The sequence below is a fragment of the Vibrio sp. 10N.247.311.14 genome, from assembly GCF_041467715.1.
Classification (GTDB): Bacteria; Pseudomonadota; Gammaproteobacteria; order Enterobacterales; family Vibrionaceae; genus Vibrio; species Vibrio crassostreae_C.
This window is the reverse complement of the sequence record NZ_JBFSVE010000002.1, coordinates 80,536-107,391: the sequence shown is the minus strand read 5'-3', so window position 1 is coordinate 107,391 and position 26,856 is coordinate 80,536. Positions and strand designations below refer to the sequence as shown.

The following is a 26,856-nucleotide window of genomic DNA, read 5'->3' as shown; positions in this document are numbered from 1 at the left end:
ACGTTAGCCTTGCTTCGCAATAGGAAAAGCCAGCACAGTGTTACCAGACAAAGCGCGGTCTGAATTGTCTTCATAAACGACTTTCTCTGTGAGTAACGGCCAGTAGTGTGTCATGTCTAGAATAAAGCTGCCATACGACCAGCTGCCTTTTCTCTTAGTCACTTCAACCTTTAATCCCTGCGCGTGAGAAGAGAGTTTCATGCTTAAGGAAACGGGCAGGGATAATTGATTATGGCTGGTGGCTTTAAAGTGAAACTGCAGGCACTTACCGGTTTCACTGGCTGCTTGTAGGCGCTTTGTTTGGTGTATTTCTAGATCGGCTCCCCATAGCAATACAGAGTGACAAGCGCCGCTTTTGAGGCACTGCTCAGCTGCCCACAACGCATCGAGATCGCGTTGAGGCTGGATAACGAGAATGTTTTCTAATTCAATGCCTTGGCTGTTAAAAAACTCAGCACAGATCTTCCCTGGCGGGTTAATGAATATGGCCAGTTTTTGCGAGTTTTGTTGAGATAAATAGGGCGTCAGTAGGCGAAGCTCGCCGATCCCTTGTTGTGATTCAACTTCAATAACGCCGTGCGTCGGGAAGCCGCCATCAAGCTGTTTATCCAGTTGAGGATAGCCTGTTGAAGTGGTGCTTCCTTGCGTTGTTGATTGTAACCCTTTCCAGATTAGCTGGCGGTCTTGTAAGTTTTTTATTAGTTCATGCATAATTAAATACCTGTATATTTATACAGTATATTTAACAATGGAAAAGATGCAAAGCAAAATGACGAAAATTAGGGGAATAATACCAATCACAGTAAGTAAGTGATCATAAATAGCGCAGGAAAAATGCTTGAGAACAAGGCAGAAATTTTCGATAAGTAGTTATTCTACAATCAAAATTTCTAACGCCGTTATCGAGTGTTTTAACAAGCTAGGATGACCAGTTATTTACTACGATTGGTATCAGTGTTAGTTGATTGATTTAGATACAAAAAAAGCCGCTATGGAAGCGACTTTTTACTATTGGTCAATGATATCAGTTACTTAGGTTGAGCATCGATACATTGGCCATTAATGTCTGTCACACTTGGGTTCATTAAGTGTAGGTACAGTGGGATGATGTCGAGTGGCGTTTTTAGCTTATTCGCATCTTCTCCTGGGTACGCTTTTGCACGCATACGTGTTTGAGTGCCGCCTGGATTGATTGCGTTAACACGGATGTTCGTGTCTTCAAGCTCGTCCGCTAGGATCTGCATCATACCTTCGGTAGCAAACTTAGAAATTGCGTAAGTGCCCCAGAATGCACGGCCAGAGTGACCAACCGTTGAAGAGGTAAATACGATACGACCTGCTTCTGCTTTTTTAAGTGCAGGTAGCAGAGCTTGAGTCATCAAGAACTCAGACTTCACATTGATCTGCATAACATCATCAAAGGTTTCTTCATCAATCTGCTCAAACGGGCTCAGAGTGCCAAGAACGCCAGCATTATGAAGTAGGCCGTCTAAACGACCGAACTGTGATTGAATGGTTTCAGCCATATCAACGTAGTTCTGCTTTGTCGCACCTTTTAAATCCAATGGGATAATTGCAGGCTGCGGGTAACCAGCGCTTTCGATTTCATCGTAAATGAATTCTAGGTTTTTAACATTGCGGCCTAACAGAATGACAGTTGCGCCATGTTGAGCGAAGCTTAGTGCAGCTTGGCGACCAATGCCAGCACCGGCACCTGTAACCAAAATTACTTTATCTTTGAGGGCATCTGTAGAGATTGGGTAATCCACTGTGCTTATCCTTCTTTCTTTTATTATGTTCGTCATTCCATTGATGTTTAATCACACAGATAACCGCAGGAATGATGAGAAATTCTTGGTAATCGTGACAAGATGGTTACAATACACTAATTCATACAATAGGGGATATGACATTGGAATTTTTGTTGGACTACGGCTTGTTTTTAGCCAAGATTGCGACCGTTGTAATCGCCATCATTGCAATTTTAGTCATTGCTAAATCTGTGGGTGGAAAATCAAGCGCGATTAAAGGTGAGCTGGAAATCACGAACCTATCTGAACATCATAAACAGACGATTGAACAACTAGAGCACCATCTACACGATGATGCTTTCATCAAAGCCCGTGATAAAGCAGAAAAGAAAGCGGAAAAAGAGAAAGTAAAATCACGCGGTAAAGAAGTGAAGAAAGCAGCGAAAGAGGGTGAGCTTGATAGTAAGCGTGAACCACATCTATTCGTTCTTGATTTTAACGGCAGCATTGATGCGAAAGAAGTGGCTTCATTACGTGAAGAGGTAACGGCGGTTCTGGCTGTGGCTCGTGAAGGTGATGAAGTATTGCTGAAACTTGAGTCTGGCGGTGGCATGGTTCACGGCTATGGTTTAGCGTCTTCTCAACTTGATCGTATCAAAGCGGCAGGTTTGCCTCTGACTATCTCGGTAGACAAAGTGGCGGCAAGCGGCGGTTACATGATGGCATGTATCGCAGACAAAATTGTATCTGCACCGTTTGCTATTGTTGGCTCTATTGGTGTTATCGCTCAACTGCCAAACTTCAACAAACTACTTAAAAAGCACGATATTGAGTTCGAGCAGCTAACGGCGGGTGAGTACAAACGCACGCTTACTATGTTTGGTGAGAACAGCGATAAAGCACGTGAGAAGTTTAAAGAAGAGCTAGAAGAGACACATGGCCTATTCAAAGACTTCATCCGTGACCATCGTCCTGCGTTAGATCTTGAAAAAGTAGCAACGGGTGAACACTGGTTTGGTACACAAGCACATGAACTTGGACTGGTGGATGAGATCAGCACTTCTGATGACTTAGTCGTAGCGGCATGTAAGGACAAAACGGTTCTAGCGATCCACTATGTACAGAAGAAAAAGCTTTCAGACAAACTAGCGGGCGTGGCAGGTAAATCTGCAGACAGCGTGCTGATGAAGCTGATTGAACGCGGTCAAAAGCCGATTGTTTAAGCTTATTGAGTTCTAGTTCTAGTTCTAGTTCTAGTTCTAGTTCTAGGCTTGGTGCCTTACGTTCATTTACAGACGTTTGAGCCTTAAAAAGAAAGCGCATAAGTCATCAGACTTATGCGTTTTTTTATTGCTCCACTTCCGAGCGGGTGACCACTATGTTGTAGGGGGAGCGGAGTTTTATACCAAGCACTAGCTTACTGTGATTGATATTAAATCTTGGCTCCATAATCATTACGCTTTGGACAAGTAGTCAGAATCTCTCTATGACCCGTATCTTTGAGCTCTTCCAAAATTACATCAAAGCCCCACAAGCGATAGAGATGCTTCATCACTTCGTCGTAGCCTTTATCAAGTGGGATACGGTCATGAGGCACATATTGCAATGTCATTGAGCGGTCACCACGAACATCGACATTAAACACCTGAATGTTTGGTTCAAGGTTACTTAGGTTGTATTGCGCCGCAAGCTTCTCACGAATCAGGCGATAGCCCGGATCATCATGAATAGCACTCACCTCAATGGTATTTTTACGGTCGTCGTCGAGTACAGAGAACAGCTTAAAGTCTCGAATGATTTTTGGAGAAAGGTATTGGCTGATGAAACTTTCATCTTTGAAGTTGTGCATCGCAAAGTGCACCGCTTCTAACCAATCACTTCCGGCTAACTCAGGGAACCACTCTCTATCTTCATCGGTTGGCTCTTCACAGATGCGTCGGATGTCTCTAAACATCGCAAAGCCAAGCGCATAAGGGTTTATCCCGCTGAAATAAGGACTGTTGTAGGCAGGTTGTGCGACGACACTGGTATGGCTGTGTAGGAATTCTAAGATGAACTTATCACTCACCAAGCCTTCGTCGTAAAGGTGGTTAAGAATGGTGTAATGCCAGAAGGTTGCCCAGCCTTCGTTCATCACTTGAGTTTGTTTTTGAGGGTAGAAGTATTGGCTCACTTTGCGAACGATGCGAACACACTCTCGTTGCCAAGGTTCAAGCAGTGGTGCGTTCTTCTCGATAAAGTAGAGAATGTTTTCTTGAGGCTCGCTAGGAAAGCGGATCTTGGTCTCTTCTTCCTTACTTTTATTTTGAGGAACGGTTCGCCATAGCTCATTCACTTGAGATTGCAGATAAGCTTCGCGTTCTTCTTGTCTTGCTGTCTCTTCTGCAATGGAAATCTTCTCAGGGCGTTTGTATCGGTCTACGCCGTAATTCATCAGTGCGTGACAAGAATCAAGGAGCTGCTCGACTTCAGCAACACCATATTTCTCTTCACAACCACTGATGTACTTCTTAGCAAACAACAAGTAATCGATGATGGAACTGGCATCGGTCCATGTTTGGAACAGGTAGTTGCCTTTAAAGAAAGAGTTGTGGCCATAACAAGCGTGAGCCATTACCAGCGCCTGCATTGTGACCGTGTTCTCTTCCATCAGGTAAGCGATACAAGGATCGGAGTTGATTACGATTTCGTATGCCAAGCCCATTTGGCCATGCTTGTAGTTTTGCTCGGTTTGAATGAATTTCTTACCAAAAGACCAGTGGTTGTAATTGATAGGCATACCAATGCTCGAGTAGGCATCCATCATCTGTTCTGAAGTAATCACTTCAATCTGGTTTGGGTAAGTATCTAAACGGTAATGCTGCGCAACACGTTTGATTTCTACGTGGTATTTCTCCAAGAGGTTGAACGTCCAATCTGGACCATCAGGCAGCATCTTGTCGTTTTTCTTTTTTGCAGCTTTGTTTTTCTCTGCAACGTTTGATTTCGCTGTCATGGCAAACTCCCTTACGCTGTCTCTTTCTGGAACAGTTCTCTAAACACAGGAAAAATATCATCCACCGTTTTAATGTTTTTCATGGCGAAGTTGTCAAAGCTACTCTCGAGTTTTTCGTATTCGTGCCAAAGTGTTTGATGAGAGCGGCGTGTAATTTCGATGTAAGAGTAATATTGGCAAGTTGGCAGAAGCGTATTGACCAGTAACTCTTTACAGCGAGGAGAGTCATCAGCCCAGTTATCGCCATCAGAGGCTTGTGCTGCATAGATGTTCCACTCATTAGCAGGGTAGCGGTCTGCGACAATTTCCTTCATCAGTTTCAGTGCGCTTGAAACAATGGTGCCACCCGTTTCTTGTGAGTAGAAAAACTCATGTTCGTCGACCTCTTTAGCCTGAGTATGGTGACGAATAAACACAACATCGACGTTTTCGTAGGTGCGATTTAAGAACAGATACAGAAGAACATAAAAGCGCTTCGCAATATCTTTTGTGGCCTGATCCATAGAGCCCGATACATCCATTAGACAGAACATCACGGCTTGGCTAGATGGAATAGGGCGCTTCTCGTAGTTTTTAAAACGTAAGTCGAAGGTGTCAATGAACGGCACGCTTTCAATCTTTTTACGTAACTCGGCAATCTCTTCTTTGAGGCGACCTTCCTCAAAAGGTTGTGCCGGCTCCGTCATTTTAACTTGGTCAAGCTGTTCCATCAGTAGGTTAAGCTCGCGCTTTTTACCTGCTGTCATCGCGGTTCTACGAGCCAGAGATTGCTGTAGTGAACGAACGATAGCGATGTTGGATGGAATCCCCGCGCTTTGGTAACCAGAGCGGTGAGTTTTCCATTCGGTGATTTTGTTGACCTGATTTTTCTCTAGATTAGGTAGAGCTAAATCTTCAAAGAGAATATCAAGATACTCATCTTTTGAAATTTGGAAGGTAAATTCATCTTGGCCTTCGCCATCAGGGCTTGCGTCGCCTTGGCCTGAGCCACCACCTTGACCACCACCTTTAGGGCGTTCGATTTTATCGCCAGTGATGAACTGATCATTACCTGGGTGAACGCGCTCTCTTACGCCGCCTTGACCTTGGTGAAAGTTCGGCTCTTTGATGTCTTTATGGGGAATAGTGACGTCTTCACCTGTTTCTGTATTGGTGATTGAGCGTCGGTTAACTGCATCGGCCACAGATTCTTTGATTTGCTCTTTATGGCGTCGTAAGAAACGCTGTCTATTCACAGCACTCTTATTTTTGCCATTGAGCCTCCGATCGATAAATTGTGCCATAAGAACTCCCTCTCAGCTGATGTCGCGATCCTACTTTTTATTTGGGTATAAGAGTTATTGATTTACTAAGGTATAAAAGTTATTGGTTTATACGAGCTGCTCAGTTGAGCAGCTCAATACCGTTTAGTTATGAGGATTTACGAACTCTTAGGTACCACTCAGATAGCAGTCTCACTTGCTTCTCGGTGTAGCCTTTTTCCATCATACGAGCAACGAAGTCGTCATGTTTTTTCTGATCATCCGTTGAGGTCTTAGCATTGAACGAAATAACAGGAAGTAGCTCTTCTGTGTTAGAGAACATTTTCTTCTCAATCACAGTGCGCAGTTTCTCGTAGCTCGTCCACACTGGGTTTTGACCGTTATTGTTGGCTTTGGCACGAAGCACAAAGTTCACAATCTCATTTCGGAAGTCTTTAGGGTTACTGATACCGGCTGTCTTCTCGATTTTCTCTAGTTCACCATTCAGAGAAGCACGGTCAAATAGTTGGCCTGTTTCTGGGTCGCGGTACTCTTGGTCTTGAATCCAGAAATCTGCGTAGGTGACATAGCGGTCGAAGATATTCTGACCGTACTCAGAGTAAGACTCTAGATAAGCGGTTTGAATTTCTTTACCGATGAACTCTACGTAGCGTGGCACTAGGTATCCTTTCAAGAACTCTAGGTACTTCTCGGCGGTCTCTTGAGGGAACTGCTCCCGTTCGATTTGCTGCTCAATAACGTAGAACAGGTGCACTGGGTTCGCGGCCACTTCGGCTTGGTCGAAGTTAAACACACGAGACAGGATCTTAAAGGCGAAACGCGTTGATAGCCCAGACATGCCTTCGTCAACGCCAGCATAATCTCGGTACTCTTGGTAGCTCTTCGCTTTTGGATCGGTGTCTTTTAGAGTCTCACCATCGTAAACACGCATCTTAGAGAATAGAGATGAGTTTTCAGGCTCTTTTAGTCTCGAAAGAATGCTGAATTGCGATAGCAGATCGAGTGTGCTTGGTGAGCAAGGCGCTTGGGATAGCTCACTATGCTCAAGCAGTTTCTTGTAGATCTTAACTTCTTCAGACACACGCAGACAGTAAGGGACTTTTACAATGTACACACGGTCGAGGAATGCTTCGTTGTTTTTGTTGTTACGGAAGGTCTGCCACTCAGATTCGTTCGAGTGAGCGAGAATCATACCGTCAAATGGCAGTGCAGAAAGCCCTTCGGTACCGTTGAAGTTACCTTCTTGTGTTGCCGTAAGTAGAGGGTGTAATACTTTGATTGGCGCTTTGAACATCTCCACGAATTCCATCACACCTTGGTTGGCTTTACAAAGCGCACCAGAGTAGCTGTAGGCATCAGGATCATCTTGAGAGAAGTGTTCAAGTTTACGAATATCAACTTTACCAACCAGAGACGAGATATCTTGGTTGTTTTCATCACCTGGCTCCGTTTTCGCGATCGCAACTTGATCGAGAATAGAAGGGCGCAGTTTGATGACTTTGAATTTGGAAATATCACCGCCAAAATCGTGCAGACGTTTTGCTGCCCACGGAGACATAATTGAGCGAAGATAGCGTTTCTCAATGCCATATTCATTCTTCAATAAGTCGCCGTCTTCGTTAACGTCGAATAGACAGAATGGGTGATCGTTTACTGGGCTTCGTTCACCGTCAGCAGACAATACATAGATTGGTAGTTTCTGCATCAGGGCTTTGAGTTTTTCAGCGAGAGAAGATTTACCACCGCCCACAGGGCCAAGTAGGTAAAGGATTTGTTTACGTTCTTCTAAACCTTGCGCAGCATGTTTTAAGTAAGAAACAATCTGTTCAATCGCATCTTCCATACCGTAGAAATCTTTAAATTCGCTGTAGCGTGAGATGACACGGTTCGAGAAAATACGACTCAGTTGAGGGTCTTGAGCAGTGTCAATAACCTCTGGTTCGCCAATGGCTAGTAATAAGCGCTCGGCAGCATTAGCGTAAGCACTTTTATCGTCTTTACACAGCCCTAAGAACTCCTGCAATGTCAGCTCTTCTTCCTTGGCTGCTTCATAACGTGATTGATAGTGGTCAAAGATACTCATAGTCACATTCCCCTTGTTAACCAGTCAAAACTGACGAGCGATTGAAAAATAGGCTCTCCCTACATTTTAAGGTTAGACCGCTTCCACAATTTTGCTTAACAATTATGTATTTATTTACAATTTTGCGTGTGAAAAACGTGGCGAGCGCAATAGGCAACTTGAGGCGCGTAGAATCAAATTATTTTACATTCGAGGGGATCTGGCCGTTTGTTTTGAGATTTTAGGTCGCTTAACAATACTCACAATGGATTTATGTGCATTAGATGTATAACTGGGCTCTATTGATTTTTGGAATGGAGTACCATATAATGCGCGAAGTTATCAAAAATTGCTCAATAAATAGGTAGATGTAGTGAAGAATAATGGGTTCAAAATAGTGGCTATCTGCATGTTGCGCCAAATGTTCGAGTAACTGGTGGCGTTCGTTATACCAACCTTGAAGGTGATATAGAGAATAGCCCAATACTTGAAAGTGGTATCAACATGGCCGCGAACGTTGGTGTTGCTTACGTTTTCTAGTTGCTTTGGTTTTTCTCTTTGTGTGCGAACATTAAAAAAAGGGTTACTCATGATGAGTAACCCTTTTTCTTGAAACTTTTTAAAAGTTATCGCTGATCTATTAACGAATTAAGCGCTAAAGATTTGAGATAGCTCTGTCGCACATAGGTGGTACTGACGAGGGCAGTTGCGCCATGTTGTTAGCATGCGACGGTACTTCTCTAGCATTGGCATCTGGCTATTGAAGTGGTGATCGGCTTTGTCGAATTGAGGGTAAAGACCTTCAGAATCAACAAGGAAACGCACGTAGTGTACGATCTGCGCTTCAGAAGCGATATCAAAACCTAAGAACTGCAGGCGACGTTGGTCTACTTCAGCACGCTCTTGCTCTGCAAGCATTTTGTTCGACTCTTGCATTGCATGGTACATCTCCATGATGTCGATAATTTCGCGACATTCTGCTTCAGTCAAACAACCAAACTCTTTGTTAAGCTCACGCATTTGGAGTTCGTAACCACGTTCTACAATCGTTTGTAGACGTTGGTATTTAGCGGAGTTCTCAGGATCCATTTGAGACATTAGGTAGTATTGATTTGATAGAATTAGACGCTGAGCATTGGTCATTTCCATGGGAGGAGCCTCACTAAAAAACTAAATGTTGTATTCTTTTGTTGCAGTAAGAGTAACAGCATTCCTACGAGTGGAAACATGATCTCAACACGGATTTAATATGATTTTTTGAATTGATAAACAAAAGTTGTAAAGAAAAGTGAAAGGATTGTTTGGCTCGAAAAGAAAACGCCCCAATCGAAATTGAGGCGCTTGAAATCACTATGAACGTCAGTCTAGATTAGTATTTTACGTTTGAATGGTACTGGCTAAGAACAGCAACAATCTCGTCCATTTTCTCTTTGCTTGGCGGGTTTGTACCTTCAAGAGGGTAGTCAAAACCAAGTGCTTCCCACTTATGTGCACCAAGCTTATGGTATGGAAGCAGTTCTACTTTCTCGATGTTATCCATGTCTTTGATGAATTCGCCTAGCAGATGAGCATCTTCAGGTGTGTCCGTGTAGCCAGGGACAATCACATAACGAATCCACGTCTTCTTACCGATTTTGTGTAAGTAGCGTGCGAAATCCAGAGTACGTCTGTTTGATACACCAATGAAATCGTGGTGAATCTCATCTCGCATGTGCTTAAGATCCAACATAACTAGATCAGAGGCTTCTAGGACTTCATCAACCACTTCAGTGTGCTTACGAATGTAGCCATTAGTATCAAGACAAGTGTGGATGCCTTCAGCTTGAGCTGCGCGGAAAAAGTCACGAACAAACTCAGGTTGTAGCATCGCTTCACCACCAGAACAGGTGATACCACCGCCCGATGCTTTCATGAAATGACGGTATGATTTTGCTTCGTTGATGATCTCTTCGACCGTTACTTCCTTTCCGTCATGAAGATCCCATGTATCACGGTTATGACAGTACATACAACGCATTAAGCAGCCTTGAAGAAACACAATAAAGCGGATACCAGGGCCATCGACAGTACCACAAGATTCGAATGAGTGAATGCGACCAGTTGTAGACATGAGCTATTCTCGTAGAGGAATTTATACCGTTTATTTTATTACAAAAACGGTACATAAAATAGGGTCAAATGGTAACGAGACCTTTAAAAATAAAGGCAACCACCTGTGAAGATGATTGCCTTTATTAAACTTGAAAAGTAAAGGACGAAAGCCCTTACTGGTGGCTAGAAGAAAGCAAACATTGTGATACCGCCAGTGGTGTACACTGACTCTTTCGCTTCTTCGTAATCCGGTGTTTTTGCTGTTAGCGCGAAAGATGCACCAACGTATTGGTTATACCAAGCCACACCAAGCACAGCAGTAGCCTGAATGTTCTCTAAAGTCACATCGTATTGTTCTGGATTCGGCCAATTATCTTCGATTTCAGAACGATCGCCTTCGATAGTCAGGTCGTTGAATCGGTAGCGACCTTCAAGGCCGGCATAGGTAAACCAACCAGCGTTTGATGCGCCGATCATGCCAGGTTTGAATGGGTTTTCTGTGGTGATGTTAGCTGCACCAAAGTTACCGCCTAAGTCCGTACCCCAACGGAACATAAAACCAGTCGAGATATCACTTCTAAAGTTACCGACGTTGATTTCAGAAACGTTAGAGATTTCGTAGTCAGTATTCGCAAGAGCTTGATTACGCATTAGGTTGAAATGGCTTAGGTAACCAACGCTTCCCGCCCACTCATCATCAACTTGGTATTCCCAACCCATCGGCTCATCTGATTTTGTGATCGAGTGAACCAGCTTTTGAGCATCTTCAGACAGTGCACGTTCGCCCGTAGTACCAAACGTGATATTAAAACGCTGGGCTTGCTGTGGGTTTAAGCTGATGTAATTGAATTCAGTGTGAAGGTAACCTGCGTATGGGCGATCATTAGGCGATGGCGTTTCTAACTCAATGTCAGAAGGCGTATACATCTTGTGGCCAATGGTGATTTCCCACTTGTCTAGAGAGCTTGCGCCCCAGTAGGAAAGACTCAATGGTTTTACCCAGTTATATGGCGTAATACTTGATGATGTGTAACCCAGAAATAAGCCGTTGGTATAGTCTTGGTCGACACCAAAAATACCATCATTATCTAAAGCAAAAGTTAACGTAGAACGCTCAGAGGCTAAAGATGAGAAAGAGAGAAGAATCAGGGGTAAACAACGCAGGTATTTCATGGAGCAGTTACTCTTAAATTATGAACCGCGATATTACCGTAATTTGACAGAATTTGTGGAAAAAAAGTGAATGGCAGGGTGCTTTTTTGCTCAACCTAACATTTCGCGGGATAGGTGAGTGTAGTGCGATTTATTTCAGATATAAAAAAGCCCCGCACATTGGCGAGGCTAATATTATTTACTGTCTATTGAGCGTGAGCTTATAGAGACTCAGTAAATGTACGTGCGATTACGTCAGCTTGTTGCTCTGCAGTTAGAGAGTTAAAGCGAACAGCGTAACCAGATACACGGATTGTTAGCTGAGGGTATTTCTCAGGGTGCTTAACTGCGTCTTCAAGAGTTTCGCGGTTAAGAACGTTAACGTTAAGGTGTTGACCACCTTCAATGCCAGCTTCGTGGTGGAAGTAACCATCCATTAGGCCTGCAAGGTTAGCACGTTGGCTGTCTTGTTCTTTACCTAGTGCGTTTGGCACGATAGAGAACGTGTAAGAGATACCATCTTGTGCGTCAGCAAACGGTAGTTTACCTACAGACGTTAGTGATGCTACAGCACCTTTCTCATCACGACCGTGCATTGGGTTTGCACCAGGAGCGAAAGGAGCGCCAGCACGACGACCGTCTGGAGTGTTACCAGTTTTCTTACCGTATACAACGTTAGACGTGATAGTAAGAACTGACTGTGTAGGGATAGAGTTACGGTAAGTCTTAAGCTTACGGATCTTGTTCATGAACGTAGAAACTAGTTCACAAGCAATATCATCTACACGAGAGTCGTTGTTACCGTATTTAGGGTAATCGCCTTCGATTTCGAAGTCAGTTGCGATGCCATCTTCGTCACGGATTGGTTTAACAGTCGCGAACTTGATTGCAGATAGTGAGTCAGCTGCAACAGATAGACCAGCGATACCACAAGCCATAGTACGACGAACGTCACGGTCATGAAGAGCCATTAGAGACGCTTCGTAGCTGTACTTGTCGTGCATGTAGTGAATGCTGTTTAGTGCAGTCACGTATTGCTTAGCTAACCAGTCCATGAATGTGTCTAGGCGACCCATTACGTCATCGTAGTTAAGAACTTCGTCAGTGATCTTGTCTGAAACAGGACCAACTTGCATCTTAAGTTTCTCGTCCACACCGCCGTTGATTGCGTAAAGCATTGTTTTCGCAAGGTTAGCACGAGCACCGAAGAACTGCATTTGCTTACCAACGATCATTGGAGATACACAACAAGCGATAGCGTAATCATCAGACTCTAGGTCAGGACGCATTAGGTCATCATTTTCGTACTGGATAGAAGAAGTATCGATAGATACCTTCGCACAGAAACGCTTGAAGCCGTCAGGTAGTTGCTCAGACCAAAGAACAGTGATGTTTGGCTCTGGAGAAGGACCCATAGTGTATAGAGAGTTTAGGAAACGGAAGTTCGAACGCGTTACTAGCGTACGACCGTCGATACCCATACCACCCATAGACTCTGTTGCCCAGATTGGGTCGCCAGAGAACAGCTCATCGTACTCAGGAGTACGTAGGAAACGAACCATACGCAGTTTCATTACGAAGTGGTCGATCATTTCTTGTGCTTGTTCTTCAGTGATCTTGCCAGCAGCGATATCACGCTCGATGTAGATGTCTAGGAAAGTCGAAGTACGACCTAGAGACATTGCAGCACCGTTTTGAGATTTAACAGCAGCTAGGTAGCCGAAGTAAGTCCACTGGATAGCTTCTTGAGCTGTTTGAGCTGGCTCAGAGATATCGAAACCGTATTTCTCAGCCATTTGCTTGATTTGACCTAGAGCACGATGTTGCTCAGAGATCTCTTCACGCAATTGCATTGTTGCAGAAAGATCTTCGCCGTTCTCGAAACGCTCTTGTAGAGAAGCGAATTGAGCCGCTTTGTCTTTCATTAGGAAATCAATACCGTAAAGTGCAACACGACGGTAGTCACCAATGATACGACCACGGCCGTAAGCATCAGGAAGACCAGTCAGAACACCAGACTTACGACATTTTAGGATATCAGGAGTGTAGATATCGAAAACGCCAGCATTGTGTGTTTTGCGGTATTCTGAGTAGATTTTTGAAACCATTGGGTCAAGAGTTTCACCGTATGCTTTACAAGAACCTTCAACCATACGCACACCACCGTTAGGGATGATTGCACGTTTTAGTGGCTTCTCAGTTTGTAGACCAACGATAGTCTCAAGATCTTTCTCAATGTAACCTGCATCGTGAGCAGTAATGGTAGAGATAACAGAAGTATCGAAATCTACAGGTGCTTTAGTTGCGTTTTCCTGTTTGATACCTTCCATTACCGAAGACCAAAGCTTGTTAGTTGCTTCAGTACCCTCAGAAACTAGGAAAGACTCGTCGCCTTCATACGGCGTGTAGTTCTTTTGAATGAAATCACGAACGTTTACTTCGCTTTGCCACTCACCTGCAGCAAAATCTTCCCAAGCTTTAGCAAATTGCTCTGCCATGACATACCTACCTTTTTAGTAGAAAAAATACGTACATTAACACTGTTGAGCCAGCGCCCCTCGTAAGGGTAGTACACTCTTATTAATAACAATATATATGAGCATATAAGCATCATATGGTTATATATATTGTCACTACCTTTTATATGTTGTCTTTACTCTATGTATTCAAGACTACGCTAAAAAATTTCTGCAAACCTTAAAGTAAATCAATAAATGCCAAAAAAAGTTGAAAAAATTTGAGTGGCAGGGGTTGCCACCCAAACTTTTTTTTAATCCTAATACTACTTTTGTGTAGTAAGGACTATTATAGCCAAGCTTTTAGACCATACTGACCTTCTAGCATACCAACTGCAAGCATTGCCACTAGACAGATAACTAAAACGCCAACAGGGATAACAATCTTATCTACAAATGATAGACGCTTTGCACGCTCTTTATCACCAATTAGACCATTATTATCAAGAAGCATAGTTAGTGCCCATGCTAATACTGGGTTAACAACCGCTGAACCAAAGATACAGATACCAGCCGCTTGAGAATCTTTTGAATCCTTAACCATTTGCATACCTGCTTCAAGTAGAGGTAGAGATACACCTACAAGTAGCGCAACACGCATCACTGGTGGCCATACTGCTACGTCCATCGGGAAACCAAGAATCGCAACAATAATACATAGAGAACCAAGCAAGATTGCGCCGCCAGGAATTGGACGTTTCGCGATTGCTGCTGGGATCATGTAAGTACCCCAAGAAGATGTGATGTTACCACCACCAACTGCAGTACCTACCATTTGACGAACAGAACACATAGTCATTGTGTCATCAACATCCATCAGAACTTTTTCAGAGCGTTTAGGGTAGTTCAGTTCTTGGAAGATACGGTGACCTAGGAAGTCAGGAGACCACATTGCTACAGCAAGGATTGCAAATGGTAGAGATGCGATGAAGTGTTCAACGTTTGGCAAGCCAAGCATCCAACCTTCAGAAGTAGAACCCCACCAGTAAACTGGGTTTAGGTTTGGAATACCCATTTCAGTTTCGAATACGATGTCGAAACCAGCACCTAGAACTAATGCAATAGCAAGGCCTGTGAATGCACAAACAGGGATAGCTAACCAACGCTTGTTCACTTTTGCTAAGAAAGCGTAGATAGCAATAGTAATAGCAAGAACGATAAGACCCACGTAACCCATGCTACCCGCTTCAACAGTAGAAGATTGAAGACCAACCGCCCATGCTTGAATTGAGTTGATTTGGCTCATGGTACCGGTTAAGCCTAAGAATATGAGCAAGCCACCTGCTGTACCTTCAGAAGTTAGGTTAACAAGTTTAGATCCGCCTTTTAGGAAACTTAGGATGAGACCGAACACACCGATCAGGATGGCCAATGCAAGAGGGTGAGCACCAGCGAGAGCGATGGTACCGATAAGAGGGATCATTGGGCCGTGGTTGCCGGCAAGGTTTGCTTTAGGGTTAAAGAAACCAGAAGCAAGGATACAAAACAGTAGTGCAGGAATAAGCATTTCTACACGAGCGACTTCAATTGCGAAGTCTTTACCTAGGTTTACGTGATCCCAAGCTTGAGTTAGGCCATCAGCCCACGACATCATTACTGCAGAGTACATCGCAATGATACCAATAGTACCAGCAAGTGCAGGAACAAGATCTTCAAGTTCAAAGCGGAAGTCACGACCTGGAAGGTTTAAACCGAAGCGGCGAGGCTTCATGATTTGAAGTTCGTGATCTAGATAATCTGAGCGGCTCTCAAATTCAGAAGCAGGACGGTGTAGCTCTTTATAGCTTTTCTCTTCTACTTCAGAGTTCGCATTATTGACAACGTCTGACATAGATTCCTCATATTTTTTGTTAGTAATTCTAAAATTGAATTCTATAAGTTCGCGTAATTGCGTAATTGCGTTATTTCTTAGTTATAACTCATTAACATTATGTTGCACGGTTTTGCTGTGCTTTATGCAGCTAAGTTAAAAGAAATGTTTGGCATTTTTAATGCCTTATTCTTTGCTGAGGAGTCTAACAAGCTTACCCTTTAGGGTGATTGATCTTGATCACTTTATGAGTATATGTGAAAGAAAGCTACAAAACGCAGCGATTCATTAACTTCCCATTGATGAATCGTGTAATTAGTTTTCACAAATTGACGTTTACCTATCTTCTTCGAGCCTTTGTCGTCATGGCTCGAGTTCAATACTCAATTCTTACTGAGTTATTTCACTATTACTTGCTTCCCAACTGTTCCGAGTGAAATGCTTACAATGTAATAACCTTAAAATAATTGTGCCTTACGGTGTGTATGTAGTGTTGAGCGTGCAGATTATATTTTGCAGATCTCGGCGTATCTAAGTTCACAAAACTTGTTTTTCTTGTGAGACATCAAGCTACGTGAATCTCATTTTGATTAACTTTATTTAAACAATGTAAGGGGTGTAATTGCAGCTTATTGATAGAACTCATTCATTAAATTGAGGCGAAAACGCTACCTTTTGCATAATAAGTCAGAGTGAATCGCTATTTATTCCAATTTATCAGGTTAATAATTTGTTGCATGTTGTTTCGTGTGGTGCTAGTTTGTATCGCATGAAAAGGTCGGAGTACCTTGCATTTTCACAAACTTGGGAGAGAAAGCGCATGAAAGATGTACCAGCGCTGGACATAAAGGATCTACACAAAACGTTTGGTCAAAATGAAGTTTTAAAGGGAATTTCACTTTCTGCGCATAAAGGCGATGTTGTATCGATTATCGGATCTTCAGGGTCGGGTAAAAGTACTTTCCTTAGATGTATCAACCTTTTAGAGACACCAACTGCAGGCGAGATTTGGGTTAATGGCGAATTAATTCAAATGAAAAACAACCGCCAAGGCGTATCTGTTCCTGCCAACGAAAAACAAGTACAGCGTATCCGTTCACGCTTAGCGATGGTTTTTCAAGGCTTCAATCTTTGGTCTCACCTGACCGTTCTCGAAAATGTTATCGAAGCACCCGTTCACGTATTAGGTGTACCTAAAGCTCAAGCGATTGAAAATGCAGAACTACTACTTAAAAAAGTAGGCTTGTATGAGCGCAAAGATTACTACCCAGGTCATTTATCCGGTGGACAACAACAACGAGCGGCAATTGCTCGAGCGTTAGCGGTTGATCCGGAAGTGATGCTGTTTGATGAGCCAACATCAGCACTTGACCCTGAGTTAGTAGGGGAAGTACTCGGTGTAATGCGAGATCTAGCAGAAGAAGGAAGAACCATGCTTGTGGTAACACATGAAATGGCTTTTGCTCGTGACGTATCAAACCATGTGATGTTCCTGCACCAAGGTCTAGTGGAAGAACAGGGCGATCCAGCTAAACTGTTTACGGAACCTGAATCTGAACGTTTACAACAATTTATCTCATCGATTTACTAATCAGAATTGAAACGCCGTTGCCAACGGTAAACAGCGACGGTGTGAACAATAAAACACAACAAGTAAGTTAATAAGCAACAACAAACACAATATTAAAACTAGCAAAACATAAAAACCTAAATCACAGGAGTAGGGATATGAAAAAGTGGTTATTAGTCGCGGCACTTGCTGCAACTGCTGCAACGGGCGTAGCTCAAGCAAAAGAATGGAAAACAGTACGCTTTGGTATTGAAGGTGCTTACCCTCCATTTAGCTGGACAGAAGCTGACGGGTCACTGAAAGGCTTCGATGTCGATATGGCTAACGCACTTTGTACTGAAATGCAGGTGCAGTGTAAGATCGTTGCACAAGACTGGGATGGTATCATTCCTTCTCTACTTGCTCGTAAATATGATGCGATCATCGCGGCAATGTCTATCACGGAAGAGCGTAAGAAAAAAATCGACTTCACTGGTAAATACGCACTTATCCCAAACAAGTTCATCGCTAAGAAAGGTGCAGGCCTTAACTTTGATGATCTAAGCGGTCAAAAGATTGCAGTTCAACGTGCAACAACTCACGATAAATACCTAACAGACAACTACGGCGATACAGTAGAGATCGTTCGTTACGGTTCATTCGACGAAGCTTACCTTGATCTAGCAAACGGTCGTGTTGCTGCTGTACTAGGTGATGCATCTGCTCTAGAAGAAGGCGTGCTGAACAAAGCTGGTGGTGAAGACTACGAGTTTGTTGGCCCCTCTCTAACGGATCCTAAGTGGTTCGGTGAAGGTATGGGTATTGCTGTTCGTAAGCAAGACAAAGATCTGACTAAGCAATTAGATGCGGCAATCCTTTCACTACGTGAAAAAGGCATCTACCAAGATATCGCGGCTAAATACTTCAACTACGACGTATACGGTCAGTAATCTTTAGCGTCAATTCTTAAGGGAGAGGTTCTCCTCTCCCTGTCTTACCAACTTTTTCGCAGTTCTGTTGGAATCCATTATGTTTGATTTACAAGGATATGAAGCGTCGATCCTGAAAGGGGCGGTGCTCACAATCGAAGTTGCCTTGCTGTCGCTAATTTTAGCTATGGTTCTTGGTATGCTAGGTGCCTTAGCAAAACTCGCGCCTTATCGCTGGGCTCGTGCTATTGCAACCCTCTACACAACCGTCATTCGAGGCATTCCAGATCTCGTACTGATGATGCTGATTTTCTTTGGTGGACAAATCCTTTTAAACAACAGTTTGTATTCCATCAACGAGTGGCTCAACGAGTGGTTTGCATCCAGTGATCCTAACCACGAATGGACCGCTTACTTACCTGATTATATTGATGTCAGCCCATTTGTTGCTGGTGTCTTAACCATAGGCTTTATTTTCGGTGCCTATATGGCAGAAACGTTCCGTGGTGCCATCATGGCTGTCGACAGCGGTGAAATGGAAGCGGCAAAAGCTTATGGTATGAGCCCTGTAAAGGCGTTTCACCGCATACTGCTACCGCAGATGATTCGTCACGCATTACCGGGTTTTGGGAACAACTGGCTGGTATTACTTAAAACCACTGCGTTGGTTTCCATTATTGGCCTAGAAGATATGGTGCGTGTTAGCGCACTGGCAGCGGGTTCAACCAAAATGCCATTTACCTTCTATATGACAGTGGCGATTATCTTCTTATTCTTCACCAGTGTTTCAACGGGCCTGCTTAAGCTGGTTGAACGTAAATTCAGTATCCACGTGAGGTAGTTATGGACTTTTCATTGATAATTGAAAGCCTACCGATTTACCTTGGTGGTTTATGGACAACGGCTTGGATGGTTTGTGTCGCTTTGATTATTGGCTTATTCGTAGCCATACCATTAGCGATTGCTCGTAACAGCCCAAATATGCTGATTAACGCTCCGGCTTGGTCGTTCATTTATTTCTTCCGTGGTACACCGTTATTGGTTCAGTTGTATCTGATTTACTACGGTATGGATCAGTTCTTCCCAGTAAAAGACACGCTATGGGAAAACGCTTGGTTCTGTGCTCTAGTAGCATTCATTCTTAACACATCAGCATATACGGCAGAGATCATTCGCGGTGCCATTAACGGCTTACCTAAAGGTGAAGTTGAAGCAGCAAAAGCGTACGGCATGAGCACACCAAAGACTTACCGCCGCATCATTTTGCCAAGTGCTCTACGTCGTGCATTACCGGCTTACAGTAACGAAGTTATCTTCATGCTTCACGGCTCTGCGGTAGCGGGTATCGTAACCATTATGGATCTAACCGGTGCAGCTCGTTTGGTTAACTCTCGTTACTATGCCCCATTCGAGTCTTTCCTAACGGCAGGTCTGTTCTACATGGCACTAACGTTCATCATCATCGCGATTTTCAAATTCGCAGAGAAGCGTTTCCTTGCTTATCTAAGACCCCTTAGCTAATTGCACGGTATTCACACAGTTAACAAAACGGCGCTCATTGAGCGCCGTTCTTATTTAGGGTTTGTATAGGAATTAGTTGAGTAGCTCTTTGAAGCAAAAAGGACTTATTACACAAGCAATAAGTCCTTTAACTTTGCTTCTGATTTACTAGTTCAAAAAGCAATTAAACTTCATTAACGCCAATGAAATCACCATCAAAGGATGCATCAGTGTAGATGATGACTTCTTTGCCTCCTTTGGTGAAGCTATAAGCGGTAATCGTTTCAGTTCCATCGAGTCCAAGTTTATCTTGCATATCTTGGTCTAGCGTCACTGATGTTGCGGTTTGGTATTGGAATCCTTGAAGATGACTTGCGTCGATATCTTCAATTCCTAAAGCAAAGAATTCAGCAACTTGGTCGTCGTTCTTTGCTCTATTACCATCAAGGTCATGGTTTTGATTGAAGGTTTTACCTAGAGAAATAGTCAGTTTGTCATTAGCTGAGTCTCCCCCTATGACTGCTTCAAACCCATTGATGTTTGACCCCTTCGACATGTCGATATCGACACCACCAGGGTCATTGGCGACCAGTACATCGAACCCTTTACCACCATGAATTAGAGTATCCTCTGCATCAAAGGCTACTGTATCGTTGCCTTTACCCCCACGGATTTCGTCTGCACCACCACCACCAATGATGATGTCATCGCCTTTACCGCCTTTGATATGGTCGATTCCGTCTCCGCCATCAAGCCAATCATCGCCTTTACCACCAAACAATTGCTCTGGTTGGTCGTCGATTTCAACGGTGGTTACCACATCATCGAAGTCACCATCACCGCCAGGGTTGTCATTCCAGAACTGATTTCCGAGTTCTGTACCCGGATTGAAGTTGTTAATGCCGCTAACATCTAAGGTAAGGTTGCCGTTACTACCGACTAAATTTTGTACGCCCAGCAAGAAGGGGTGGTCACTATTGTTAGAGCTTGTCGCTTGTTGAGTGTTTAAGTCAATTGCGATACTTTCGCCTGAGACGAAACCGTCATTCCCGCCATCTGGGATAATGAAGAACCCGAGCGTATCAACGCAATCATCACAGTGCCCCAAATCGAGACTAAAGCTGTTGCCAGCTTCAGAGTTTGGAAGGTGATCCTTCACATTTCCCCAAATGACTTCAGCGTTTACATTGCCTTCACTGTCTTTTGTGAAGTAACCAAACGAATTTTCGAAGCCCGCTTCGGTGCCTTCCATAGTGACATCAATAGTCCCTCTGAAGTTACTTACATCGTAGTAACCCGTATCAGGATCGAGTTCAGGTACGCCACCCTTGGCGTTGTCGCCACCAAGAATGACATCGTCGCCACGACCACCGCGCAATATATCGGTTCCGTCACCCGTTAGGCCATCGGTGGTAACAGAAGTGACGTAGTAGTCACTTGAATCGGCATTAGCGTTTCCGTTTTTTTCAAATGCAGGACCAACGGCAGTAAACTGAAGTTCATCAAAGGCTTTAAAGCCAGTCTCATCAGGACCGATGTTTAGATAACCGCTGTTGTTATTGCCATCCGCTAAATCGCTCGCAATGAAATCGCCCTCAGCGACCAGAATACCTTCTCGATATGCTGCCCAATGGCCAGCCTCATCTACGCCATTGTCGCCTTCATTTAAGTAGAGGTTGGATATACCGACTTTAGCAATCATTGTATGTTCGTCTAAGCTGACAGAAAACATCTCTGATGCACCTTCACCAGAACCGCCGTCGTAGCTGAAGCCAATTTGAGCAAGCACGCCAGCCTCTGCTGCGCCATCTACCCCATAACCTGTACCGCCAGAACTTGCATTACCTGTATCAACGGTACCGACAGATCCATCAGCGTTGTAGGCGGTTGAATTTGCTGATAGGTCGACGGATGTCGTTGGCTCCGCTAATTCAAACTCGCCGGTTCCTTCGTTAAACGACAGCGCTTCAAAGTTATCGCCGATAATTACGTCATTCCCTTTACCGCCTCGAATCAAATCGTTCCCAGCAGCGCCTTCATTTGCAGCGTCTGGCCCGTTATCACCGATTAGCACATCGTTATGCAGTACTTGCTTCAATGACACATTGTCAATCAGAGCCCCAAAGGTATCTTCTGCACCGTCGGCAATAAAATTGAGTGAGTAATTTCCTGAAGAGAGATCGACATCTTCGCTAAACAGATCCCAATCATCATCTACGCCGTCAATGTCTTGGAAAGACTTTTCGAATACAACGTCGGTGCCTGCCATTATTTGAACTGTGAAAGGAGCAGTGGTGCTATCGCTTCCTTTATTACGGAAAGCGTAGGAAAAATCGAGTTGATATATACCGTCGTCATCGACCGTAAATGTTTGGGAAACGGTTGAATTTGAATTCGCGCCATGTGAGTCTAATTCTAGGAAGTGACCACTGGCGATATCAGTCCCGTAACCATCAGCTGGGACACCGCCATGCAGTTGTTCTTGAATCTCGATACTGCCAACCTCGGCGTTCCATGCACCGGCGCTTGGTGCTGTTCCCCACGTATTGCCAAGGTCAAAAGCTTCAAAATCACCATCGCTGATTAAGTTTTCGCCAAATTCTGCACCAGCGCCTCTGTCACCATAAATAATGTCATTGTTAGCACCGCCTTCAACGTAATCATCACCGGTACCTGCAACCACAATGTCGTCAACACACTCTTCTCCTAGCGCTTCTAAATCTTTATCGCGTGCCGCGCTTAAATCGCGGTTAACGCCGGCTTCATCACCAGCATTGAGCGAATGATTCCAAGCTTCAACCACATCGTTTCCGGCACCTGCTTTAATTGTGTCCGATCCACGTCCAGCAGCGATAAAGTCATCGCCGCTGCCGGCATGCACAATGTCGTCGCCTTTACCGGCTCGTACTTCGAGGTTATCGCCGCTGAGGTTAGAAAGGTCATTGTTGACATCTCTAGATTCTGGGGTGGGGAGGTTAGGACCATCTACTAGTATATTGGTATCATTGCTACCATTACTTTTCAGTCCTGCTGCTGTATTGGTTACTTCTGCCATCGTTTTTTCCTCACATATCATTCGATACATAGAGGCAGCCCAGCCATCTCGGCTTCATCCCTGAGATCTGGAGCTTTCCGTCCTCACCTCACGATGAGTTTGGCTTTATCTTCTTTGTGCGCTTGGTTAAATTTCTCTCATTGCCTTATAGGCGCTCACAGAGAGTGGGTTGAGTAGATACTCGAGCGGTGTTTGTTGCTCAAGTAATATCATCACTTCTGCGGGCATGCCCGGATACAATGAGATGTTTTCTAATGCTTCTAGCTCAGACTTATCTAACGATACTCTCGCTAAGTAAGCAGAAGATCCTGTAGCTTGATCGCTAATGCGGTCAGCCGAAATATGGACTAATTTCCCACGAATCGGTGGTGTTTTACGGAAACTGTATGCAGTCAGTCTTACTTGGGTATCCAACCCAATTCGTAAGGCTTCAATGTCTTCTGGCTTGACTAACGCTTCTACAATCAACTCGTCATTTTGCGGAACCAATTCCATTAAGGTTTCACCGGGTGGAACAATGGCATTTTCGGAGACCACATTAAGTCCAACCACCACACCACTTTGAGGTGCTCTTATTTCAACCCGGGTAAGAATATCTTGAGCATTGACCATAGCTTCTCTGGTTTCATTCAGCTTTCGTTCTAAATCTTGTATCTCTTCGCCGAGCGTTTTGGCGTAAGTATAATCCGCGTTGATCAGCTCTAATTTCGCTTCGGCGATGGTGCGCTTGGCGTGTCCGATTCTAGCTTTGAGGTCAGCAACGTTACCTTGTAATTGAGAGCGTTCTCGCTGTAAATCCAATAAGCGAGATTTGGATGTGTTACCGGAAACAAGCAAATCTTGGTGCATTTGTACCTGTTCTTCTAAATACTTCAGGCTTCGATTTCCGGCTAAGAATCGTTGTTGGAAGCCTTGCAGATCAAGTTTTGATTGCTCGACTTTTTGCTGTAACACATCGGATTCACCGGATTTTAACGATTGTCTTTTGCTGAAAAGTTTACTCTGCGTATCAAGTAAGCTTGATACGTTTGGGTCACTCATAAGGGAGAGTAATCTCATATCAAATTGAATTTCTTGATGACTCGCTAACTCTGATTGTAAGCGGTTCAGCCGCGCTAAATCACTTTGCCACTGAGCTCTTAGCCTTAGAAGCGATGCTTGAGCTTGTGTGTGACTTAACGTGATGAGCAGTTCGTCTTTTTGAACATGGTCGCCGTCAGAAACATGGACGATTTCTACAATCCCGCCTTCTAAGTGCTGAATGGGTTTTCGCTTTGATTCTACGATAATCACGCCTGGCGCAATGGCAGCAGAAGAAAGCGGGGCTAGGTATGCCCAAGCAGCAAAGCCACCAAGAGTAGTCACAAGAACTAACCAGATGAACACCTGTATTTTGAATGTAGAAAAGATCAGTTTTCTACCATCGTCGAAGTGAATACCTTTATCGTCATGATGAATACTAGCCATTCGACACCTCCGAGGAAGCGACATTGAAGAGCGACCGGACAACTTTACTCGCTTCGCCTGCTTGCGTTATCTGGCCGTTTTTCAATTCAACAACCCAATCGACATGTCTGAGTAAGCTTGGGTTATGCGTTACCATCACGACAGAAATGGATTTCTCTTTCGCCAATTGTAATAGCGAAACAAGAAACTCTTCGCCTTCTTTGTCGAGATGGGAATCAGGCTCATCAAGCACGAGTAGCTTAGGTGAGAAAACCAATGCTCTTGCGATGGCAAGTTTCTGGGCTTGTCCACCAGATAACTGATGACCAAAAGAACCGATAATCGTTTCATATCCATTCGGTAAGGCGACAACAGCATCATGCACACCGGCTTGAATAGCGGATCTGACGATTTGGCTATCCGTAACGTTGGAATCAAATCGGGCGATATTTTGTTTGACAGTGCCATGTAAAAAGTCGATGTGCTGAGGAACATAACCGACGGTGTGTTTGAACTGATTCAGATTCCACAACTCAACATTGAGTCCATCGATAGAAATGCCACCTTTTGAGGGCGATATGCCGTTAGTGATCATTTTGCAGATGGAAGACTTACCTGACCCGCTAGGGCCTATCAATGCGACTCGATTTCCTGATTCCAGTCTTAGCTTCAAACCATTAAGAGTCGGCTTGTTAAGTTTTTCAGACGCGAACCATGTGACGTTGTCGATGACCAGATCACCTTTAATTGTTTCCAACTCGGTTCGCTCGGTATGTTTAGTATGAGAAGCAAATTCCTTAGCTAAGCGTTTGTTTGCATCCAAACCAGTTTTCCATGCTTGAATACCACTAGAGAGCATCTCAATTGGCTGGAGTGCTCTCGCCATTAGGATTGAACCCGCAATCATTCCACCAGCAGACATGGCATTTTGAATGACTAGACTTGCTCCGACAGCCATGATGATGAGTTGAAGGACCATACGTATGTAACGAGAAAATGCACTCAGTGAACAGGTGGCTTGATCTAAATGGCTTCGAGACCAGCTCTTCTCCGCCAATATTTCTTGGTAGGTCTGACTTAAACCTTGTTGTTGATGTTGGCTAAAGATCGTGGCGTGTTTTTGAAAGCACTCGTCGTTTTTTCTTTGTGTTGCGAGCTGGCTTAAGTAAGTGGTTTTAAAGTGCTTAGATTTAACCCAATGAGAAAGCAATGTTGTCATGAGAATAAAAACAACGGCACCCACACCGACTAATCCTATATATGGATGAATCGCAAACATAATAATAAGAAAAAGGGGAGTGAATGGCAGATCAAACATGACAAAGTAGGCTGGAGAAGAGAGTAGGCTCTTTACCTCACTTATATCGTTGAACAGATGTTTTTCTTTTGATTTCGATGAGAAGGAGGTTTGTTCAAATAGCTGCTGAGACGCGATAAATTCAAATTTGATCGCTTTCTTTTGTGCATACTTGGCTCTAGACGCGTCAAGGAACGCTTGGGCTGTAAGTAGGAACACAGCAATGAAAGCCAAGAATAGAAGCGTATCTAAACTTTGACTTGAGAGGACTCGATCAAACACTTGAAGGCTGAATAAGGGAACGACTAACATCAATACGCTGATCGCTCCGCTGACCACCATCATCGGAAGTAAACTACGCAGATTAATTGGATTTATACCGGCCCAAGGCTTTGCGTCCATACAAAACTCTCTCCATTGGTTGTCCAAATAGTATAGATGGGCAGTGGCGAGAATGTGAACTATCTCAAGCTTTTTGAGTGGATTTGAGCTAAGTAAAAAAAATGCACAAGCTAAACAAAAGCTTGTGCATTTTTGATTTGAAATTTAATTTGGATTTTATTTAAACGTCGACCAAATCGGAGCGTGATCTGACGGTTTTTCAATGCCGCGTAGCTCGTAATCGATGCCAGCTTCAGTACACTTATCGGCAAGCTTTTGAGTCGCTAGGACTACATCAATACGCAGGCCGCGGTTGTCTACGAAGCCTTTTGAGCGGTAATCAAACCACGAGTATTGATCATTCACTTCAGGGTGCAGCAAGCGGAAGCTGTCTACAAAGCCCCAGTCCATCAATGTTTTCAACCATTCTCGCTCTTCTGGTTGGAAAGAGCATTTACCTGTTTTTAACCAACGTTTCGCATTAGGTTCACCAATGCCGATGTCTGCGTCGATAGGGCTGATATTAATGTCGCCCATCACAATCACTTGCTCATCTTTGTTGTGATAATCGTTTAAGTAAGTCATTAAGTCTTTATAGAACTGGCGTTTGTACGGGTATTTTGTTTCATGCTTGATGTTATCCCCTTGAGGGAAGTAGCCATTTAGCACGGTAACCTTTTCACCATCTTCATCTTCAAACGTCGCCATGATCATGCGTTTTTGATGGTCTTCATTATCTGTCGGGAAACCCTTCTGCACAGAAATAGGCTCTTGCTTACACAACATTGCCACACCGTAGTGGGCTTTTTGACCGTGGAAGTAAACCTTATAGCCCATTGCTTCAACATCAGCAATTGGGAAGGCTTCATCGTGCACTTTTATCTCTTGCAGACCAATCACGTCGGGTTGGTGTTTGTCGATAATAGCTTGCAGTTGGTGAAGGCGGGCTCTAAGACCGTTGATGTTGAAGCTAATTACTTTCATTTGTTTTTATACCTCTCGTAAACCTTTGTCACTGCTTGTTTTTAAAGGTTTTTGATTTGGTGGATTTCATGGTTCA

General features: G+C 43.9%; 19 protein-coding genes, 1 pseudogene and 1 riboswitch. Of the genes and pseudogenes, 6 read left to right on the top strand and 14 right to left on the bottom strand.

Annotated features, from left to right (window positions below):
- Positions 1 to 3 precede the first annotated feature (3 nt).
- Together imuA and AB6F11_RS01610 are read right to left on the bottom strand one after the other, a co-directional pair.
- Entirely contained in the window at positions 4 to 711 is a 708-nt protein-coding gene (gene imuA / locus AB6F11_RS01615; protein ID WP_017063488.1) for a translesion DNA synthesis-associated protein ImuA, read from the bottom strand.
- A 317-nt stretch (positions 712 to 1,028) separates the two neighbouring features.
- Positions 1,029 to 1,769, bottom strand: a complete 741-nt coding sequence (locus AB6F11_RS01610) for a YciK family oxidoreductase (RefSeq protein ID WP_017062135.1) — start codon at positions 1,767 to 1,769, stop codon at positions 1,029 to 1,031.
- Between the two features lie 143 nt (positions 1,770 to 1,912).
- Here AB6F11_RS01610 and sohB point away from each other — a divergent pair, with 143 nt between their 5' ends.
- A complete protein-coding gene (gene sohB, locus AB6F11_RS01605; protein WP_009849001.1) occupies positions 1,913 to 2,974 on the top strand; it encodes a protease SohB in 1,062 nt (353 codons plus the stop codon).
- Between the two features lie 209 nt (positions 2,975 to 3,183).
- On the opposite strand, the gene AB6F11_RS01600 is transcribed toward sohB, so the two are convergent.
- From AB6F11_RS01600 to AB6F11_RS01590, 3 genes are all read right to left on the bottom strand, one after another.
- Positions 3,184 to 4,746: a SpoVR family protein gene (locus tag AB6F11_RS01600; RefSeq protein ID WP_017062134.1), complete on the bottom strand. Its 1,563-nt coding sequence runs from the start codon at positions 4,744 to 4,746 to the stop codon at positions 3,184 to 3,186.
- Positions 4,747 to 4,757: 11 nt separating this feature from the next.
- A complete protein-coding gene (locus AB6F11_RS01595) occupies positions 4,758 to 6,029 on the bottom strand; it encodes a YeaH/YhbH family protein (protein WP_017062133.1) in 1,272 nt (423 codons plus the stop codon).
- 127 nt (positions 6,030 to 6,156) lie between these two features.
- Entirely contained in the window at positions 6,157 to 8,091 is a 1,935-nt protein-coding gene (locus tag AB6F11_RS01590) for a PrkA family serine protein kinase (protein ID WP_017062132.1), read from the bottom strand.
- Positions 8,092 to 8,469: 378 nt separating this feature from the next.
- Between AB6F11_RS01590 and AB6F11_RS01585 the strand changes: the two are divergent.
- Positions 8,470 to 8,610: pseudogene (locus AB6F11_RS01585) on the top strand (MipA/OmpV family protein); the annotation flags it as partial.
- A 108-nt stretch (positions 8,611 to 8,718) separates the two neighbouring features.
- Here the strand turns inward: AB6F11_RS01585 and AB6F11_RS01580 are convergent.
- The 5 genes from AB6F11_RS01580 to AB6F11_RS01560 all read right to left on the bottom strand — a co-directional run bounded on the left by AB6F11_RS01580 (position 8,719) and on the right by AB6F11_RS01560 (position 15,660).
- Positions 8,719 to 9,219 carry a YfbU family protein gene (locus AB6F11_RS01580; RefSeq protein ID WP_017066932.1) on the bottom strand — a complete coding sequence of 167 codons (501 nt, stop codon included), beginning with the start codon at positions 9,217 to 9,219 and terminating at the stop codon, positions 8,719 to 8,721.
- A gap of 220 nt (positions 9,220 to 9,439) precedes the next feature.
- Positions 9,440 to 10,180, bottom strand: coding sequence for a pyruvate formate lyase 1-activating protein (gene pflA / locus AB6F11_RS01575; RefSeq protein ID WP_010437353.1), 741 nt, complete (start codon positions 10,178 to 10,180; stop codon positions 9,440 to 9,442).
- Between the two features lie 164 nt (positions 10,181 to 10,344).
- A complete protein-coding gene (locus tag AB6F11_RS01570) occupies positions 10,345 to 11,334 on the bottom strand; it encodes a lipid A deacylase LpxR family protein (protein WP_102332498.1) in 990 nt (329 codons plus the stop codon).
- A gap of 200 nt (positions 11,335 to 11,534) precedes the next feature.
- The gene (gene pflB, locus AB6F11_RS01565) at positions 11,535 to 13,811 is read right to left on the bottom strand and encodes a formate C-acetyltransferase (protein WP_102427865.1); all 2,277 of its coding nucleotides are present in this window, start codon (positions 13,809 to 13,811) and stop codon (positions 11,535 to 11,537) included.
- Positions 13,812 to 14,118: 307 nt separating this feature from the next.
- Complete coding sequence (locus AB6F11_RS01560) at positions 14,119 to 15,660, bottom strand: DUF3360 family protein (RefSeq protein ID WP_104216117.1); 1,542 nt, start codon at positions 15,658 to 15,660, stop codon at positions 14,119 to 14,121.
- Between the two features lie 799 nt (positions 15,661 to 16,459).
- Here AB6F11_RS01560 and AB6F11_RS01555 point away from each other — a divergent pair.
- The 4 genes from AB6F11_RS01555 to AB6F11_RS01540 all read left to right on the top strand — a co-directional run bounded on the left by AB6F11_RS01555 (position 16,460) and on the right by AB6F11_RS01540 (position 19,638).
- Complete coding sequence (locus tag AB6F11_RS01555) at positions 16,460 to 17,230, top strand: ABC transporter ATP-binding protein (RefSeq protein ID WP_004736532.1); 771 nt, start codon at positions 16,460 to 16,462, stop codon at positions 17,228 to 17,230.
- Between the two features lie 137 nt (positions 17,231 to 17,367).
- A complete protein-coding gene (locus AB6F11_RS01550) occupies positions 17,368 to 18,138 on the top strand; it encodes an ABC transporter substrate-binding protein (RefSeq protein WP_017062125.1) in 771 nt (256 codons plus the stop codon).
- Between the two features lie 79 nt (positions 18,139 to 18,217).
- Entirely contained in the window at positions 18,218 to 18,958 is a 741-nt protein-coding gene (locus tag AB6F11_RS01545) for an ABC transporter permease (protein WP_104216118.1), read from the top strand.
- 2 nt (positions 18,959 to 18,960) lie between these two features.
- Positions 18,961 to 19,638 (top strand): ABC transporter permease, encoded by a 678-nt coding sequence (locus AB6F11_RS01540; RefSeq protein WP_017062123.1) that lies wholly within the window; start codon positions 18,961 to 18,963, stop codon positions 19,636 to 19,638.
- A 163-nt stretch (positions 19,639 to 19,801) separates the two neighbouring features.
- On the opposite strand, the gene AB6F11_RS01535 is transcribed toward AB6F11_RS01540, so the two are convergent.
- The 4 genes from AB6F11_RS01535 to xthA all read right to left on the bottom strand — a co-directional run bounded on the left by AB6F11_RS01535 (position 19,802) and on the right by xthA (position 26,780).
- On the bottom strand, positions 19,802 to 22,672 hold the full coding sequence (locus AB6F11_RS01535) for a hypothetical protein (RefSeq protein ID WP_104216119.1): 2,871 nt from the start codon (positions 22,670 to 22,672) through the stop codon (positions 19,802 to 19,804).
- A 30-nt stretch (positions 22,673 to 22,702) separates the two neighbouring features.
- Positions 22,703 to 22,786, bottom strand: a riboswitch (cyclic di-GMP riboswitch).
- Positions 22,787 to 22,798: 12 nt separating this feature from the next.
- Positions 22,799 to 24,139 (bottom strand): HlyD family type I secretion periplasmic adaptor subunit, encoded by a 1,341-nt coding sequence (locus AB6F11_RS01530; RefSeq protein ID WP_017070029.1) that lies wholly within the window; start codon positions 24,137 to 24,139, stop codon positions 22,799 to 22,801.
- Positions 24,132 to 25,817 (bottom strand): type I secretion system permease/ATPase, encoded by a 1,686-nt coding sequence (locus AB6F11_RS01525; RefSeq protein ID WP_017062120.1) that lies wholly within the window; start codon positions 25,815 to 25,817, stop codon positions 24,132 to 24,134. The genes AB6F11_RS01530 and AB6F11_RS01525 overlap by 8 nt, the downstream gene beginning before the upstream one ends.
- Before the next feature lie 156 nt (positions 25,818 to 25,973).
- Positions 25,974 to 26,780: an exodeoxyribonuclease III gene (gene xthA, locus AB6F11_RS01520; RefSeq protein WP_017070028.1), complete on the bottom strand. Its 807-nt coding sequence runs from the start codon at positions 26,778 to 26,780 to the stop codon at positions 25,974 to 25,976.
- Positions 26,781 to 26,856: the final 76 nt, after the last annotated feature.

Coding starts and splice junctions, on each gene's coding strand:
- AB6F11_RS01560 (WP_104216117.1), bottom strand. CDS start 15,660: ATGTCAGACGTTGTCAATAATGCGAACTCTGAAGTAGAAGAGAAAAGC.
- pflB (WP_102427865.1), bottom strand. CDS start 13,811: ATGGCAGAGCAATTTGCTAAAGCTTGGGAAGATTTTGCTGCAGGTGAG.
- AB6F11_RS01540 (WP_017062123.1), top strand. CDS start 18,961: ATGGACTTTTCATTGATAATTGAAAGCCTACCGATTTACCTTGGTGGT.
- pflA (WP_010437353.1), bottom strand. CDS start 10,180: ATGTCTACAACTGGTCGCATTCACTCATTCGAATCTTGTGGTACTGTC.
- AB6F11_RS01600 (WP_017062134.1), bottom strand. CDS start 4,746: ATGACAGCGAAATCAAACGTTGCAGAGAAAAACAAAGCTGCAAAAAAG.
- AB6F11_RS01530 (WP_017070029.1), bottom strand. CDS start 24,139: ATGGCTAGTATTCATCATGACGATAAAGGTATTCACTTCGACGATGGT.
- AB6F11_RS01535 (WP_104216119.1), bottom strand. CDS start 22,672: ATGGCAGAAGTAACCAATACAGCAGCAGGACTGAAAAGTAATGGTAGC.
- AB6F11_RS01550 (WP_017062125.1), top strand. CDS start 17,368: ATGAAAAAGTGGTTATTAGTCGCGGCACTTGCTGCAACTGCTGCAACG.
- AB6F11_RS01570 (WP_102332498.1), bottom strand. CDS start 11,334: ATGAAATACCTGCGTTGTTTACCCCTGATTCTTCTCTCTTTCTCATCT.
- AB6F11_RS01525 (WP_017062120.1), bottom strand. CDS start 25,817: ATGGACGCAAAGCCTTGGGCCGGTATAAATCCAATTAATCTGCGTAGT.
- AB6F11_RS01545 (WP_104216118.1), top strand. CDS start 18,218: ATGTTTGATTTACAAGGATATGAAGCGTCGATCCTGAAAGGGGCGGTG.
- xthA (WP_017070028.1), bottom strand. CDS start 26,780: ATGAAAGTAATTAGCTTCAACATCAACGGTCTTAGAGCCCGCCTTCAC.
- AB6F11_RS01555 (WP_004736532.1), top strand. CDS start 16,460: ATGAAAGATGTACCAGCGCTGGACATAAAGGATCTACACAAAACGTTT.
- AB6F11_RS01590 (WP_017062132.1), bottom strand. CDS start 8,091: ATGAGTATCTTTGACCACTATCAATCACGTTATGAAGCAGCCAAGGAA.
- AB6F11_RS01580 (WP_017066932.1), bottom strand. CDS start 9,219: ATGGAAATGACCAATGCTCAGCGTCTAATTCTATCAAATCAATACTAC.
- imuA (WP_017063488.1), bottom strand. CDS start 711: ATGCATGAACTAATAAAAAACTTACAAGACCGCCAGCTAATCTGGAAA.
- AB6F11_RS01595 (WP_017062133.1), bottom strand. CDS start 6,029: ATGGCACAATTTATCGATCGGAGGCTCAATGGCAAAAATAAGAGTGCT.